Annotated in this window: 14 protein-coding genes; 10 read left to right on the top strand and 4 right to left on the bottom strand. The window is 70.2% G+C overall.

All coding sequences use genetic code 11. From position 1 onward, the window contains the following. Positions 1-6: 6 nt before the first annotated feature. Entirely contained in the window at positions 7-624 is a 618-nt protein-coding gene (locus ACG00X_RS11555; RefSeq protein ID WP_394488327.1) for a hemerythrin domain-containing protein, read from the bottom strand. A gap of 157 nt (positions 625-781) precedes the next feature. Here ACG00X_RS11555 and tkt point away from each other — a divergent pair, with 157 nt between their 5' ends. The 3 genes from tkt (at position 782) to gap (ending at position 5,199) form a co-directional block, all read left to right on the top strand. Beyond that, positions 782-2,767 (top strand): transketolase, encoded by a 1,986-nt coding sequence (tkt, locus tag ACG00X_RS11550; protein ID WP_394488326.1) that lies wholly within the window; start codon positions 782-784, stop codon positions 2,765-2,767. A 54-nt stretch (positions 2,768-2,821) separates the two neighbouring features. Next, a complete protein-coding gene (locus tag ACG00X_RS11545) occupies positions 2,822-3,817 on the top strand; it encodes a hypothetical protein (protein ID WP_394488325.1) in 996 nt (331 codons plus the stop codon). 383 nt (positions 3,818-4,200) lie between these two features. Then, on the top strand, positions 4,201-5,199 hold the full coding sequence (gene gap / locus ACG00X_RS11540; RefSeq protein WP_394488324.1) for a type I glyceraldehyde-3-phosphate dehydrogenase: 999 nt from the start codon (positions 4,201-4,203) through the stop codon (positions 5,197-5,199). A 65-nt stretch (positions 5,200-5,264) separates the two neighbouring features. Here the strand turns inward: gap and selD are convergent, their stop codons facing one another. Continuing rightward, complete coding sequence (selD, locus tag ACG00X_RS11535; RefSeq protein ID WP_394488323.1) at positions 5,265-6,335, bottom strand: selenide, water dikinase SelD; 1,071 nt, start codon at positions 6,333-6,335, stop codon at positions 5,265-5,267. Between the two features lie 137 nt (positions 6,336-6,472). Here selD and ACG00X_RS11530 point away from each other — a divergent pair, with 137 nt between their 5' ends. Genes ACG00X_RS11530 through phnE form a run of 3 tightly spaced genes read left to right on the top strand, consistent with a single transcriptional unit; the run spans position 6,473 to position 8,939 of the window. Then, positions 6,473-7,297 (top strand): phosphonate ABC transporter ATP-binding protein, encoded by an 825-nt coding sequence (locus ACG00X_RS11530; RefSeq protein ID WP_394488322.1) that lies wholly within the window; start codon positions 6,473-6,475, stop codon positions 7,295-7,297. A 17-nt stretch (positions 7,298-7,314) separates the two neighbouring features. Beyond that, the gene (locus ACG00X_RS11525) at positions 7,315-8,121 is read left to right on the top strand and encodes a PhnE/PtxC family ABC transporter permease (protein ID WP_394488321.1); all 807 of its coding nucleotides are present in this window, start codon (positions 7,315-7,317) and stop codon (positions 8,119-8,121) included. Continuing rightward, on the top strand, positions 8,118-8,939 hold the full coding sequence (phnE, locus tag ACG00X_RS11520) for a phosphonate ABC transporter, permease protein PhnE (protein WP_394488320.1): 822 nt from the start codon (positions 8,118-8,120) through the stop codon (positions 8,937-8,939). Before ACG00X_RS11525 ends, phnE begins: the two co-directional genes overlap by 4 nt. On the opposite strand, the gene mnmH is transcribed toward phnE, so the two are convergent. After that, positions 8,905-9,981: a tRNA 2-selenouridine(34) synthase MnmH gene (gene mnmH, locus ACG00X_RS11515; protein ID WP_394488319.1), complete on the bottom strand. Its 1,077-nt coding sequence runs from the start codon at positions 9,979-9,981 to the stop codon at positions 8,905-8,907. The genes phnE and mnmH overlap by 35 nt on opposite strands. A 311-nt stretch (positions 9,982-10,292) precedes the next feature. On the opposite strand from mnmH, the gene ACG00X_RS11510 reads away from it, so the two are divergent. Then, complete coding sequence (locus ACG00X_RS11510) at positions 10,293-10,784, top strand: hypothetical protein (protein WP_394488318.1); 492 nt, start codon at positions 10,293-10,295, stop codon at positions 10,782-10,784. Positions 10,785-11,091: 307 nt separating this feature from the next. Here ACG00X_RS11510 and ACG00X_RS11505 read toward each other — a convergent pair whose 3' ends face one another. Next, positions 11,092-12,465 (bottom strand): cation:proton antiporter, encoded by a 1,374-nt coding sequence (locus tag ACG00X_RS11505; protein ID WP_394488317.1) that lies wholly within the window; start codon positions 12,463-12,465, stop codon positions 11,092-11,094. 218 nt (positions 12,466-12,683) lie between these two features. Here ACG00X_RS11505 and ACG00X_RS11500 point away from each other — a divergent pair, with 218 nt between their 5' ends. The 3 genes from ACG00X_RS11500 to ACG00X_RS11490 all read left to right on the top strand — a co-directional run bounded on the left by ACG00X_RS11500 (position 12,684) and on the right by ACG00X_RS11490 (position 15,037). Then, complete coding sequence (locus tag ACG00X_RS11500; protein WP_394488316.1) at positions 12,684-12,935, top strand: type II toxin-antitoxin system Phd/YefM family antitoxin; 252 nt, start codon at positions 12,684-12,686, stop codon at positions 12,933-12,935. Beyond that, positions 12,935-13,432 carry a PIN domain-containing protein gene (locus tag ACG00X_RS11495; protein WP_394488315.1) on the top strand — a complete coding sequence of 166 codons (498 nt, stop codon included), beginning with the start codon at positions 12,935-12,937 and terminating at the stop codon, positions 13,430-13,432. The genes ACG00X_RS11500 and ACG00X_RS11495 overlap by 1 nt, the downstream gene beginning before the upstream one ends. A gap of 78 nt (positions 13,433-13,510) precedes the next feature. Then, positions 13,511-15,037, top strand: coding sequence for a tryptophan halogenase family protein (locus ACG00X_RS11490; protein WP_394488314.1), 1,527 nt, complete (start codon positions 13,511-13,513; stop codon positions 15,035-15,037). Positions 15,038-15,150: the final 113 nt, after the last annotated feature.

The raw sequence follows: 15,150 nt of genomic DNA, 5'->3' as shown, positions 1-15,150 counted from the left end.
GGTGCGTCAGGCGCCGGGCGCCGCGGTGCCCAGGTCCAGGGCGGCCGCCCAGCCGAACGGCGCCGGCAACGCCGACAGGATGCGCTGGCGCAGCGGCGCGTAGGCCTCATCCACGGCCTGGCCGGCGCGGGGCGCGAGCGGGTCCGTGTGCGCGCCGAAGGCTTCGTCGAGCTCGGCCCAGTCCTCGGCGCTGAGCACCTGGGCGGCGCGCGGTAGCACCTCGGTCTCCTCGCGCCTCATGTGGCGCAGGTAGCGCGCGCTGTAGACCTTCACCTGCTGCTCGAACTTGTCGCGCCGGCTGTCGCCCATCTGCTCCCAGGCGAGCAGGCTGTGTTGCAGCTCCCGAACCGCGCGCTCGCCCTGCGCATGGTCGGCCTCCAGGTCGTCCAGCGTCCCGCGCAGCGTGGGCGCCCGCGCGCGCAGCTTCGGGAACAACAGCTCGCTTTCCTTTTTGTGATGAAAGCGTTCGGGAAACTCGTCGACATAGAACAGCATGGCCCGCAACGCACCGAAGTCCGGCGGCGTGCCCGTGCGGCGCTGCGCTTCCAGCAGCAAGGGCAGCGTGCGCAGCATCGCGGCGAGCGCGTCGTGCTCTGCGCGGATGACGCGCACCGTCAAGGGCATGGGCGACGGGAACATCCGCCAAGCGTCGCGCCTCGGCCACGACCACACCTTGCGCTGGATCAAGCCGTGCAGAGGGCGCCCCGTAAAATCGCCGGCTTTGCCCCTCAGCTCAGGAAAGCCCCCGGCCATGACAGCATCGACCGCCTCCCCCACCCTCATGGCCAACGCGATCCGCGCCCTCGCGATGGACGCGGTGCAGGCGGCCAACTCGGGCCACCCGGGCGCCCCCATGGGCATGGCTGACATCGGCGTGGCGCTGTGGGCGCGGCACCTCAAGCACAACCCCGCCAACCCGCACTGGGCCGACCGCGACCGCTTCGTGCTGTCCAACGGCCACGGCTCGATGCTGATCTACGCGTTGCTGCACCTGACGGGTTATGACCTGCCCATCGAGGAGCTGAAGGCCTTCCGCCAGATGCACAGCAAGACGCCGGGCCACCCCGAGGTGGGCATCACCGCCGGCGTCGAGACCACCACCGGCCCGCTGGGCCAGGGCGTGACGAACGCCGTCGGCCTGGCGCTGGCCGAGAAGCTGATGGCGCGCGACTTCAACCGCGACGGCCACGAGATCGTCAACCACCACACCTATGTGTTCCTGGGCGACGGCTGCCTGATGGAAGGCATCAGCCACGAGGCGGCCGCACTGGCCGGCGCATGGAAGCTGAACAAGCTGATCGCCATCTACGACGACAACGGCATCTCCATCGACGGCCAGGTCGCGCCCTGGTTCGCTGACGACACGGCCAAGCGCTTCCAGGCCTATGGCTGGAACGTCGTCGGCCCCGTGGACGGCCATGACATCGACGCTGTCGACGCCGCCATCGCCGAAGCCCGCAAGAGCGCCGACAAGCCCACGCTCGTCATCGCCAAGACCCACATCGGCAAGGGCTCGCCCAACCGCGCCAACACCAGCAAGGCCCACGGCGAGCCGCTGGGTGCCGAGGAAATCAAGCTGACCCGCGAAGCCATCGGCTGGACGCACGAGCCCTTCGTCATCCCGGCCGACATCTACGCCGCCTGGGACGCCAAGGCCGCGGGCGCCGCCGCCGAGGAGCAATGGGAGCAGCGCTTCGACGCCTACGCCACCGCCCACCCCGAGCTGGCCGCCGAATTCCAGCGCCGCATGGCCGGCGTGCTGCCCGAGAACTTCGCGCAGATCGCCGTGGACGCCGTCGTCAAGGCCCATGCCGACGCGCAGACCGTCGCCAGCCGCAAGGCCAGCCAGATCGCGCTGGAAGCCTTCACGGCCCAGCTGCCCGAGATGCTGGGCGGCAGCGCCGACCTGACCGGCTCCAACCTGACCAACACGAGCAGCACGCCCAACCTGCGCTTCGACGCCGCCGGCACGCCCAACAACGGCCGCCACATCAACTACGGCGTGCGCGAGTTCGGCATGGCCGCCATCATGAACGGCATTGCGCTGCATGGCGGCTTCATCCCCTACGGCGGCACCTTCCTGACCTTCAGCGACTACAGCCGCAACGCCATCCGCATGGCCGCGCTGATGAAGACCCGCGTCATCCACGTGATGACGCACGACTCCATCGGCCTGGGTGAAGACGGCCCGACGCACCAGTCCATCGAACATGTCGCCAGCCTGCGCCTGATCCCCGGCCTGGACGTCTGGCGCCCGGCCGACACGACCGAGACGGTCGTGGCCTGGACGATGGCGCTGGGCAACGCGCAGCGCCCCAGCCTGCTGGCCCTCTCGCGCCAGAACCTGGCCTACTCGCCCAAGACGAATGTGGACGAGATCGCCAAGGGCGCCTACGTGCTGTCCGAGCCCGCCAAGGGCAAGGCCAAGGCGATCATCATCGCCACCGGCTCCGAAGTGCAGCTGGCCATGGCCGCGCAAAAGCTGCTGGCCGACGAGGGCGTGAAGGTGCGCGTGGTGTCCATGCCGTCCACCAACGTGTTCGACCGCCAGGACAAGGACTACAAGAAGACCGTGCTGCCCAAGGGCCTGCCGCGCGTGGCGGTGGAAATGGGCGTCAGCGACTTCTGGTGGAAGTACGGCGTGGACGCCGTCGTCGGCATCGACACCTTCGGGGAGTCGGCCCCGGCGCCGGTGCTGTTCAAGCACTTCGGCTTCACGCCGGAGAACGTGGCGGCGACCGTGAAGGCCGTGTTGAAGAAGAAATAACGCGCCAAATGCGCTACAAACCTCCCTGCATCAAAAAAAGGCAGGGAGGTCCGGATGCGCAGTCTCTTCGTTGCCGGGGTGCTGGGCGCGTTTGCGCTTGGCGCATCGGCACAGACAGAAATCGTGACGCCGAGCGAGGCGCAACGCCTCGGCTGCCTTGTCAAGCCGGGCAAGGCGCCGCGCTACCCGCAGCACGACAAGCTCGACCGCGCACACGGCGCGATGCGGCTGCTGCTGAAGTTCAAGCAGCCCGACGAAAAGCCCACGTTCGAGGTGCTGTTCAACTCGGCGCGCGAGGACATGCAGGACCAGGTGGAGCGCTATGTGTCGGGCTACCGCCTGCCCTGCCTGAAGCCCGAAGACGGCGAAGTTCGCGCCGTGCAGGAATTCAGCTTCCAGAACGACGAGCGCGACCCGGCGCCCATACCGCCCGACGTGCAGGGCAGGCCGCCGCTGTGCATCGTCATGCCCCGGCGTGCACTGGACTACGACATGGGCCTGACCCTCGGCCGGCCTGGGGCCGAGCACTTGGTGGCCGTGATCACGTTCGCGGGTGACGGGCAGCAGCCACCGTCAGTCGCGTTTTCCTACGCCAAGGCCTCGGCCAGGTTCGAGCAGGCCGTGCGCGAATGGGTGGCGGGCTACCGCATGCCCTGCCGAACGGCACAGGACCGCCCGCGCTCGGTCGAGCAGACGTTCAGCATGTTCCCCAAAGGCGGGCGCCGCCACGGGTTCAAGCACGATCGCTTCACGTTGATGGAGTTCATCAAACTGATGCGCGAACCGTGGAAGCAACCCGTCCACTTCGACCTGAACACCATGGGCTGCCCCTTCAAGGTGGACTTCATCGTCGGCGGCGAAGGACGCCCCCACCGTGCTTCCGTGCCGGGCTCCAGGGACCCGAACAAGGTCGACTTCCTGCGCTGGCTCGGCGGCCTGCAGTTCAACCTTCAGTCAGACGACGTTGCCAACGACCTCTTCGGCAGCCGGCTGCAGGTCGATGTGCCCTGCGGCGTGGTCAGCTTCACGGCAGACGCCGAGAACGGCTGAGCAGCCACTCCGGAGGAACCCGGCACGGCAGGACGCAGGTTTTGCGGTACACGAAACAGTTCGAGAGCCTGATGGGCGTCGATGTGCCCCGCGGCCTGATCAAGCTCGGGTGACGCCACGGCATCGGCAAGGCCTGCTTGTTCGATGGGCAAGGCCTGCGGCGCGTGGGCGCCGCTACGCTTGCAGCCGCTGGCGCGCCGAGGCGGGCGGAGGGTGGCAAGTTGCGATTTCTTGACCTGCTGCAAGCCCTGGTACCACCGGCGGCGGCATCCTGGACAGCTGCAGCCCGCGGCCGCTGAAATCGCCCTGAAACCACCCCCGATTCGCGATCGCCGAGAATCATCGACCCCGCGCGAATTTTTCATCCCCCTGGAGACTCTCCCATGACCATCAAGATCGGCATCAACGGCTTCGGCCGCATCGGACGCATGGTGTTCCGTGCCGCTATCGCGAACTTCAAGGACATCGAGGTCGTCGCGATCAACGACCTGCTGGAGCCCGACTACCTCGCCTACATGCTCAAGTACGACAGCGTGCACGGCAAGTTCGACGGTGACGTGTCCGTCGACGGCAACACGCTGGTGGTCAATGGCAAGAAGATCCGCCTGACCGCGGTGAAGGACCCGTCCGAGCTGAAGTGGGCCGAGGCCGGCGCCGACATCGTCATCGAAGCCACGGGCATCTTCCTGGACAAGGCCGGCGGCGAGAAGCACCTGGCGGCTGGCGCCAAGAAGGTCATCTTCTCGGCTCCCAGCAAGGACGAGACGCCGATGTTCGTGTTCGGCGTGAACCACACCAAGTACGCCGGCGAGACCATCATCTCCAACGCGTCCTGCACGACCAACTGCCTGGCCCCGCTGGCCAAGGTGCTGAACGACAAGTGGGGCATCAAGCGCGGCCTGATGACCACCGTGCACGCCGCCACCGCGACGCAGAAGACCGTGGACGGCCCGAGCAACAAGGACTGGCGCGGCGGCCGCGGCATCCTGGAGAACATCATCCCCAGCAGCACCGGCGCCGCCAAGGCCGTCGGCAAGGTCATCCCCGAGCTGAACAAGAAGCTCACGGGCATGAGCTTCCGCGTGCCGACGAGCGACGTGTCGGTGGTCGACCTGACCGTCGAGCTGGTGAAGGACGCCAGCTACGACGAGATCTGCGCCGAGATGAAGGCCCAGAGCGAGGGCGCGCTCAAGGGCGTGCTGGGCTACACGACCGAGAAGGTCGTCGCCACCGACTTCCGCGGCGACCCGCGCACGTCCATCTTCGATGCCGACGCCGGCATCGCGCTGGATGGCACCTTCGTCAAGCTCGTGTCCTGGTACGACAACGAGTGGGGCTACTCGAACAAGGTGCTGGAGATGGTGCGCGTCGTCGCCGCCTGATCTCGAGACCGATTGCGACAGCAAGGGGCGCCGCGGGCGCCCCTTTTTCATGCCGGCTAGGAGGCTCAGCCGGCGCGCACGACCAGCCGCGCCCCGCCCGGCGCGGCGGCGATGACCTCGCCGATCTCGGCCGCGGCGTCGAAGCCGTGGCGGCGGAACACGGCCAGCACCTCGTCCACCGCGCCGGGCTCGCAGGACACGAGCAGGCCGCCGCTGGTCTGCGGGTCGGTCAGCAGCGCGCGATCGGTGGGCGTGAAGCCTTCGGGCAGGCTCACCTCCGCGCCGTAGCCGCTCCAGTTGCGGCCGGACGCGCCCGTCACATGGCCTTGCGCGGCCAGCTCGCTCACACCTGCCAGCAGCGGCACGCGGGCCCAGTCGAGCGCCAGCGCGGCCTGCGCGCCGCGCGCCAGCTCCAGCGCATGGCCGGCGAGGCCGAAGCCCGTCACGTCGGTCAGCGCGTGCACACCGGCCAGCGCGGCCAGATCGGGGCCGGGCGTGTTCAGCCGCGTCGTGGTGTCGATCATCTGCGCATAGCCCTCGGCCGACAGCAGCTCCTTCTTCAGCGCCGCCGACAGCACGCCCACGCCCAGCGGCTTGCCCAGCACCAGCCGGTCGCCGACGCGTGCATCGGCATTGCGCTTGACGCGCTGCGGATGCACCACGCCCAGCGCCACCAGGCCGTAGATGGGCTCGACGGAGTCGATGGTGTGGCCGCCCGCGATGGGAATGCCGGCCGCGCGGCATACCGATTCGCCGCCCGCCAGGATGCGGCCGATGATGTCGGTGGGCAGCACGTTGATCGGCATGCCCACCAGCGCCAGCGCCATGATGGGCTTGCCGCCCATCGCGTAGACGTCGCTGATGGCGTTGGTGGCGGCGATGCGGCCGAAGTCGAACGGGTCGTCGACGATGGGCATGAAGAAGTCCGTCGTCGCGATGATGGCGATGTCGTCGGTGAGCTGGTAGACGGCCGCGTCGTCGGAGGTCTCGATGCCCACCAGCAGCTCGGGCGGCACCGGCAGCTTGGCGGTGTTCTTCAGGATCTCGCTGAGCACGCCGGGCGCGATCTTGCAGCCGCAGCCGCCACCGTGCGACAGGGACGTGAGGCGGGGAGGCGTGGGGGTGGCAGCGTTCATCAAGGGTTCTCCGGCAGGGCAGTCAGTATGACTGCGGTCTAATTCCAGCCTGCGCCACGCTGTTTCCCGTGGCATGCCAGCCCCGGCAACGCGGCGGGCGCGCGGCGCACCGATTCCCTGACCCGCCCCACTCCCCCATGAACCTCGAACTGCACGCCGTGCAAGCGCGCCACCCGGCGGCGCCCGCCGGTGCCAGTGCATTGCGCGGCCTGAGCCTGTCGCTGAGTGCCGGTGAACAAGTGGCCGTCATCGGCCCGTCCGGCGCCGGCAAGACGACGCTGCTGCAGGTGGCTGCCGCCGCCTTGAAGCCCGCCGCCGGCACGCTGCGGCTCGATGGCGCCGACGCCTGGGCGCTGCGCACGGCCGCGCTGCAGCGCCTGCGCGGCCGACTCTTCCTCGCGCCGCAGACGCCGCCCCTGCCGCCACGCCAGCGTGTCGTCACGGCGGTGCTGGCCGGGCGGCTGCCGGCCTGGAGCCTGGCCACCAGCCTGCGCTCGCTGTTCTACCCGGCCGACACCGGCGCGGCGCATACGGCGCTGGAACGCTTCGGGCTGGCCGAGAAGCTGTTCAGCCGTGTGGACCGCCTGTCCGGCGGGGAGCGCCAGCGCGTGGGCCTGGCGCGCGCGCTGCTGTCGCCGGCCACGCTGTGGCTGGTGGACGAGCCGCTGTCGGCGCTGGACCCGACGCGTGCGGTGCAGGCCGTCACGGCACTGAAGGCCATGGCCCGCGAACGCGGCGCCACGGTGATGGTGACCATGCATCAGGTGGACATGGCGCTGGCACATTTCGACCGCATCGTGGGCCTGCGCGACGGCCGGCTCGCCTTCGACCTGCCCACGGCGCAGGTCAGCCGCGAGCACCTGCTGCAGCTGTATGCCGAGCACGAGGACGAGCTCACCGGCCCCGCCGCCGCGCAGCCTGCCGACATGACGCCGACGCCCGTCGTCATGCATTGCCGATGAGCGCCGTGAGGCCACCCATGCGCGACCCGGCCTGGCTGGGCCGGCTGTTCTGGCTGGGCGCGGCGCTGGTGCTGCTGTGGCCGCTGCTGCGCGCCACGGAGTTCCGGCCCTGGGAACTCTTCAGCGCCGAGAGCCGCGGCCCCACGCTGCGCTTCCTGGCCACCATGCTGCCGCCGGCCACCAACGGCGAGTTCCTGTGGCTGGTGGCCCGCGAGACCTGGCGCACCGTCGCGATCGCCACGGCCGGCATCACGCTGGCGCTGGTCATCGCCATCCCGGCGACGTTGATGTCGACACGCGTGCTGTCGCTGTCGGCGCTGTCCGGGCGCATGGCGCCGCTGCCGGCACTGGCGCGCCAGCTGCTGCGCTGGCTGCTGGTGCTGCTGCGCAGCGTGCCGGAGCTGGTGTGGGCGCTGGTGTTCGTGCGCGTCGTTGGCCTGGGGCCCACGGCCGGCGTGCTGGCCATCGCGCTGACCTATGGCGGCATGCTGGGCAAGGTGTACGCCGACATCCTGGAAAGCGGCGAGACGCCCGCCACGCGCAGCCTGCTGGCCAACGGCGCGGGCCGCCTGCAAGCTTTCGCCTACGGGCTGCTGCCGCAGAACGCGGCGGAGCTGACCTCCTACACCGTCTACCGCTGGGAGTGCGCGATCCGCTCGTCCGTCGTGCTGGGCTTCGTCGGTGCGGGCGGGCTGGGGCAGCAGCTGGACAACTCCACCAAGATGTTCGCCGGCGGCGAGGTCACGACCATGCTGCTGGTGTTCATCGCGCTCGTCGCGCTGGCCGACCACGTCAGCGGCTGGCTGCGGAGGGCACTCGCATGACGGCCGCCAACCCGAGACCTGAGCGGCTGCCGCCCGCGCTGTTCCACCGCCGCAGCAAGGCGCTGTGGTTCGGCGCCGCGCTGCTGGTGCTGGTCATCGCCAGTTTCTGCAGCCTGGACCTGCAATGGCACGCCTTCCTGTCGCTGGACGCGGCGCGCAGCATGGCGCGCTTCGTCGGCGAGTTCTTCCCGCCGGATCTGTCGGCCGCTTTTGTGCGCCGGGCGGCGCTGGCATCGCTGGAGACGCTGGCCATGTCCATCGTGGGCACGCTGCTGGCGGCGGCCGCCGGCCTGGTGCTGGCTTTGCCGGCCAGCCGTGCCCACGACGGCGACCCCGCACGCGCCCGCGCGCCCACCCGCTTCGTGCTGAACGCGCTGCGGGCCGTGCCCGAGCTGGTGTGGGCGACGCTGCTGCTGATCTCCGCCGGGCTGGGGCCGCTGGCCGGCACGCTGGCGCTGGCGCTGCACACGACTGGCGTGCTGGGCCGGCTGTTTGCGGAGGCGATCGAGAACGCGCCGCCCGGGCCGGCCGCCGCGCTGCGCACGCACGGCCTCGGGCCGCTGCGCGTGTTCCTGTACGCCACGCTGCCCCAGGTGCTGCCGCAGGTCATCTCCTATGCGCTCTACCGCTGGGAGAACAACATCCGCGCGGCCACGGTGCTGGGCGTCGTCGGCGCCGGCGGGCTGGGGCAGATGCTGTCCTATCACATGGGCCTGTTCCAGATGGACAAGACGGCCACGGTGCTGGCCGCCATGATCGCCATGGTGGCGCTGGTGGACGCGCTCAGCTACCTGACGCGGCGCGCACTGGCTCGGTGAGGCCGGCCGCGATGCGGCTGGCCAGCGCCTGGATGCCGGCGTCCGACAGGTCATCGCAGGCCACGCGCTGCGCCTGGCCCAGCCGCTCCAGCTGCCGGCCCTGGGAGCGTGCGTAGAGCGGGTCGTAGTGCCGCGCCATCAAGGCCTCGAACAGCGGCGGCAGCTCGCCCTGCAGCGCCCACTGCTGCCATTGCGCCAGCACGTCGCGCGGCAGCAGCTCGCGCAGCGAACCCAGCTTGTCGGCCAGGGCTTGCGGGTCGTCGCCGAGCCAGGCGTAGTCGCGCAGCAGATAGGCCAGCCGCGCGGCGGGCGACGCCGCGATCTCGACGACGGGGCTGGCGCGCAGCCGCTGCAGCAGCGGCTCGGGCACCGTGATGCGGCCGATGCGCCGGCTCTCGGCCTCGATCCACACACGCCGCGTCAGGTCGAAGCCGGCCAGCCGCTGCATGAGCTGCGTCTCGAAGCCCTTCTGCGACGGCTGCTCCCGGCCCGGCAACCCGCCCAGCACCGAGCCGCGGTGCGCGGCCAGTTCCTCGAGGTCCAGCACCTGCTCGCCCTGGGCCTGCAAGGCCTGCAGCACGCGCGTCTTGGCGCTGCCGGTGGGGCCGCACAGCACGCGCAGGTCCATCTGCGGCGCGAGGCGGGCGATCTGCTCGACGACATGCGCGCGCCAGGCCTTGTAGCCGCCCTTGAGCTGCTGGGCGTCCCAGCCCACCAGGCGCAGCCAGTGGACGAAGCTGCCGCTGCGCAGCCCGCCGCGCCAGCAGTAGATGAGCGGTCGCCAGTCGCGCGGCTTGTCGCGGAACAGCGTCTCGAGGTGGGTGGCGATGTTGCGCGCCACGAAGGCGCCGCCGATCTTGCGGGCCTCGAAGGCCGAGACCTGCACATAGATCGTGCCGACGATGCGGCGTTGCTCGTCGTCCAGCACCGGGCAGTTGATGGCGCCAGGCAGGTGATCCAGCGCGAACTCGGCGGGCGTGCGCGCATCGATGATGACCGGAAAGTCCGGGATGTCGGCGACGGTGGTGGGGCGGTGACTCATGGGCGGCCGGGGCGGGGCAAGCGCGGATTGTCCGCCGCACGGCGGCTCAGCCCGGCAGCCAGTGGCCGGTCGCGCGGGTCGGGGCAGGGCGGGCGTGCTGGCCTGGCAGCGGTGCCGGCACCTCACGGCGACGCCTGCTGTGGCCGCGATCGGCACCCGGCACATCGGGCTGTAGGCGCGCGCTGACCGCCCGGCGGCCTCGCGGTGGCCGCCTGTCCGATAGCCGGCGCCGCTGCCGGCCGACACCGCGCGGCGCGCCGTTTTTCCATCATGGCGCCACCTAGCAAAGAGCCGTTAGCTGGAGTCCCGCCATGCCGTCCCGCCTGATCACTTCGATGCTCTGCGTTTGCTGCGCCCAGCTGGCTCAGGCGCAGACCGTGACCATCACCGGCGGCACGGCGCTGGCGGGTCAGGCGCTGTCGTCCGAGACGCCCGACCCGGCGCTGGACTGGCGCGACCCGCTGTGGCTGGAGCGTCAGCGTGAACGTTCCCGCTGGCGCTACCAGATCGGCCTGGAGCAGCACGTTCGATCTCCCGTCCTGCTGGGGCCGCAGGCCGCCGTGCGCGAAGCGGTGTGGGCGGGCGTGAGCTATGACGTGACCCGGCGGCTGCGCGGCGGCGTGGAGGCGCCGGTGTGGCAGCGCGACACGGGCTGGGCGTCGCGCATGAGTTTCGAACGCCCTCGCTCGGAAGGTCTCGCCGGGTTGCGCGGCGCGTTGTCGTACCAGCTGAGCAAGCAGAGCCGGCTGACGCTGCGCCCGCAGGCGCACCGCACGACGGTGACCTACTCGGCCACCTGGTGACCCGCAGCCAGGCGGCCAAGAAAAAAGCCCCGCAACACGGACCAGGCCAGTTGGGGGGCTGAATCCACCCAGGGTGGGCGGAGGAGACAAACAGCAGATGGGCGTAGCTTAATGCTTATGTTGCAGTGCAGCAATAGAAAATCGCGACGGGAGGCCATGAAAAACGACATCGCTCATTCGCATGAGCGCAAGGCTGGCTGGACGAACGCCGCAAGCTGCAAAAGTGTGCAACGCCGCAGCATTTGTCATCGGCGCGTCACCCCGCAACACCCCGGGCTGACGCGCAGGCACCGCCCGGCAGCATCGGTCAGGCCGCCACGCGCGGCTGGCTGCCCGGCCGGCCCGCCAAGGCCTCCAGCTCACCCGCCGCGCGGGCCTGGCGGCCATAGAAGATCTCGAACAGCGGCGTGGCCATCATCGTGGTCACCACGGCCATCAGCACCAGCATGGAGAACAGCGCCGGGCCGATGATGCCCTTCTGCAGGCCGATGTTGATGATGATGAGCTCCATCAGGCCGCGCGAGTTCATCAGCGCGCCGATACCCAGGGCGGTGCGGTTGTCCTCGCCGGCCAGCCGCGCGGCCAGGTAGCAGGCGCCGAACTTGGCCAGCACCGAGGCCACCAGCACGCCGGCCGCCACCAGCATCAGCGAGGCCGAATCGATCATGTCCAGCCGCGTGTTCAGGCCCGAGTAGGTGAAGAACATCGGCAGCAGCAGCACGACGGTGATCGGCTCGAGCTTCTTCTTCAGCTCGGTGGCGAACAGGCCGCGCGGCATGACGGCGCCGAGGATGAAGCCGCCGAAGATGGCGTGGATGCCGACCGCGTCCATCACGAAGGCCGACGTGCAGAACGCCACCAGCGTGAGGCCCAGCACCGTGTGGCTCATGTGGCCGTCGCGCTCCACCCAGCGGCCCAGTGGCGCCAGCAGCCGGCGCCCGAACAGCAGCACGAAGGCCGCCCACAGCACGCCGCCGCCAATGGCCAGCACCGCCACGCCGGGGCCGGCGCCGAAGGCCGCCAGCACGAGCGCCAGCACGCACCAGGAGGCCGCGTCGTCGAAGGCGCCGGCCGTCAGCGTCAGCGTACCGAGCGAGGTGTTGGCCAGGCCCTGCTCGTTGATGATGCGGGCCAACATCGGGAAGGCCGTCAGCGCGATGCACGCGCCCATGAAGAGCGTCGCGTTGGCGGTGGAGATGCCGTCCGCGAACAGCCCCGGCATGCCCAGCAGGAAGGGCGTGATCAACCACGCGATGAAGAACGGCGCCGCGATGCCCGAGATCGACACGCCGATGGCGCTGCGCGCCTTGGTGGCGAAATGGTCCAGCCGCAGCGTGGTGCCGACGAGGAACATGTAGAGGCCCACGCCCAGCTGCGCGCCGGAATACAGCACGCTGCGCATCTCCTTCGGGAACACCGCCGCCTGCAGCTGCGGGAAGAACAGCCCCAGCAGCGACGGCCCGAGGATGACGCCCGCGATCATCTCGCCGACCACCTGCGGCTGGCCGAGGAACTTGCGGCCCGCCCAGCCCACCACCCGGCAGGCCAGCATGATGAGCCCGAGCTGCAGGAAGAAGTGGATGCTGAAGTCGCCCGGCGCGTAGGTCTGGGCGACGGCCGGGGCCGCCGGGCCGTGCTTGGCGAACACGTCGGCCAGCACGGCGAGGAGATCGAATTCCATGAGGCTCTGCCTTCTCGATTCTTGGGTTGGCGCTGCCGCGTGCCGGTATCGATCCGGCCGTCGACAACGTTGTCTCCGCTGCCTCCACCGCTGTGCAGGCCGCGCCGGCGCACTGTGCCAGCGGGGTTTCTCATGTCCATCGGGATGAACGTCAACGTACCGACGTACCTACATGGCGTTTGCGTTGGTGCAGGCACGTGGCTACATTCGTCGGCGCCATGAAGCTCCTGTCCAGCCGCGAGTTCAACCGCGATGTCAGCCTTGCCAAGCGCGCCGCGCAGGTCGAGCCCGTGCTGGTCACCGACCGCGGCCAGCCCACCCATGTGCTGCTCAGCATTGCCGAATACCGTCGGCTGACGGGCGAAGGCGAGAGCATCCTGGACCTGCTGGCCATGCCCGAGCCCGTCGCCATCGACCCGGCCGACGCCGCCGCCGATGGCACCTGGGACCACCGCGAAAGCCTCGACTGATGTTCCTGCTCGACACCGGCATCGTGCTGGCGCTGCGCAAGGCCCGGGCCGGCCAGGCCGACGCCGGGCTGACGGCCTGGGCGGCGGCGCTGCCACGGCAGAAGCTCTTCATCTCGGCGCTGAACCTGCTGGAAATCGAGAACGCCGCCGCCCGGCTGGGCCGCAAGGACCGCGCCGCCGGCCTGGCCGTGCGGGACTGGATCGACCAGCGCGTCATGCCGGCCTTCGACGGCCGCGTGCTGCCGGTGGACGCCGCCGTCGTGCGCCGCCGCGCCCAGCTGCCCTACGCCAGCACGCGCGACGGCCTGCTCGCCGCCACGGCGCTGGAGCACGGCCTGACCTTCGTGACGCACCGCGTGTCGGCCTTTCGCGCCGGCCGCGTGAAGCTGCTCAACCCTTCCGGCTACGTGGCCCCGCCCGGTGACGACGACGAGGACTGGAGCCAGGGCACGCAGGCCGGCGCCCAGTGGCTCAAGAACCTGTACGTGCGCGCATGACCCTGGCGCCCCTCATCCCACGCGCACCTTGGCCGGCGCCCCGCGGGCGCGGCGCTCGGCCCGCGAGGAAGCACTGAGATGCCCGACAAGCGACGCCTCCTCATCGTCGGCGGCGGCACGGCCGGCTGGCTGACCGCCGCCTACCTGGCCAAGGCCCTGCGCCTGGCCGAACGGCCGCATCTCGAAGTGACGGTGCTGGAGTCGCCCGACATCGCCAGCGTGGGCGTCGGCGAGGGCACGTTCCCGACCATCCGCAACACGCTGCAGTTCCTCGGCATCGCCGAGTCCGAGTTCATCCGCGAAACGGCCGCGACGATGAAGCAGGGCATCCGCTTCGTCGACTGGGCGCAGGCCGGCACGCCGGGCCGCCACCACCAGTTCTTCCATCCCTTCGAGGCGCCGTTCTACGCCGAGGACCTCAACCTCGTGCCCTACTGGCTGCTGCAGGACGAGGCGACGCGCTTGCCGTTCGCGCAGGCCATGACGCTGCAGTACCGCGTGGCCGCCGCGCAGCGCGCGCCCAAGCGTGCCGGCGAGGCGCCCTACGCGGCGCCGCTGAACTACGCCTACCACTTCGACGCGCTCAAGCTCGCGCGGCTGCTGGCCGAGCGCGCGCGGCAGTTGGGCGTGCGGCATGTGCAGGGCACCGTCACGCAGGTCGGGCTGGATGCACAGGGCGCCATCGCCCATGTCGACACGCCGCAGGGCCGCTTCGAGGCCGACCTCTACATCGACTGCACCGGGTTCCGTGCCGAACTCATCGGCCGCGCGCTGGGCAGCCCGTTCAGATCCTGCACGGGCCAGCTGTTCGCCGACCGCGCGCTGGCCTGCCGGCTGCCGGTGGACACGCCCGAACTCGAGAGCTGCACCATCGCCACGGCGCACGAGGCGGGCTGGCTGTGGGAGATCGGCCTGAACGGGTCGCGCGGCATCGGCTGCGTCTACGCCAGCAGCCACATGAGCGACGACCGCGCCGCCGAAGTGCTGCGCCGCTACTGCGGCGCCGGCCATGAAGACCTCGCGATGCGCAGCATCCCCTTCGCGCCCGGCTACCGCGAGCAGCAGTGGGTCAAGAACTGCGTGGCCGTGGGCCTGTCGGCGGGCTTCCTGGAGCCGCTGGAGTCCACCGGCCTCGTGCTCATCGAGGCCGCCGTCGGCATGATTGCCGAGATGCTGCCGCACAGCGGCCCGATGGCGGCTCCCGCGCGGCGCTTCAACGAGCTGATGCGGGCACGCTTCGACAACATCGTCGCGTTCCTGAAGCTGCACTACTGCCTGAGCCGGCGCGACGAGCCGTTCTGGCGCGACAACGCCGCGCCGGCCACCATCCCCGATCGCCTGGCCGACCTGCTGGCGCAGTGGCGGCTGCGGCCGCCGGGCCGTTTCGACTTCGGGCTGGACACGGAGACCTTTGCGTTCTTCAACTACCAGTACATCCTGTACGGCATGGGCTTTCACACCGACCTCGGCCCCGGCCGCGGCGACTTCACGCAGGCCGCCGAGGCCGACCGCCTGTTCGCCAAGATCCAGCGCTTCGCGGATCGCGCCGTGCAGGACCTGCCCAGCCACCGCGCGCTGATCCAGCAGATCAACGCCGTGAAGTAGGCGTGGACTGCGACCACCTGGTCGCAAACCCGTCAAAGCGTTGTTCGGTTCGGTACATAACGAACCATCGCGACTGACGACACCCCGGCCTGGCGCGCTTCAATCCGGCGCGC

It is taken from the genome of Pelomonas nitida, from assembly GCF_043555975.1.
GTDB classification, from domain to species: Bacteria; Pseudomonadota; Gammaproteobacteria; order Burkholderiales; family Burkholderiaceae_C; genus Pelomonas; species Pelomonas nitida.
Note: the sequence above shows the minus strand (reverse complement) of the source record. Positions and strands in the feature narration are given on the sequence as shown.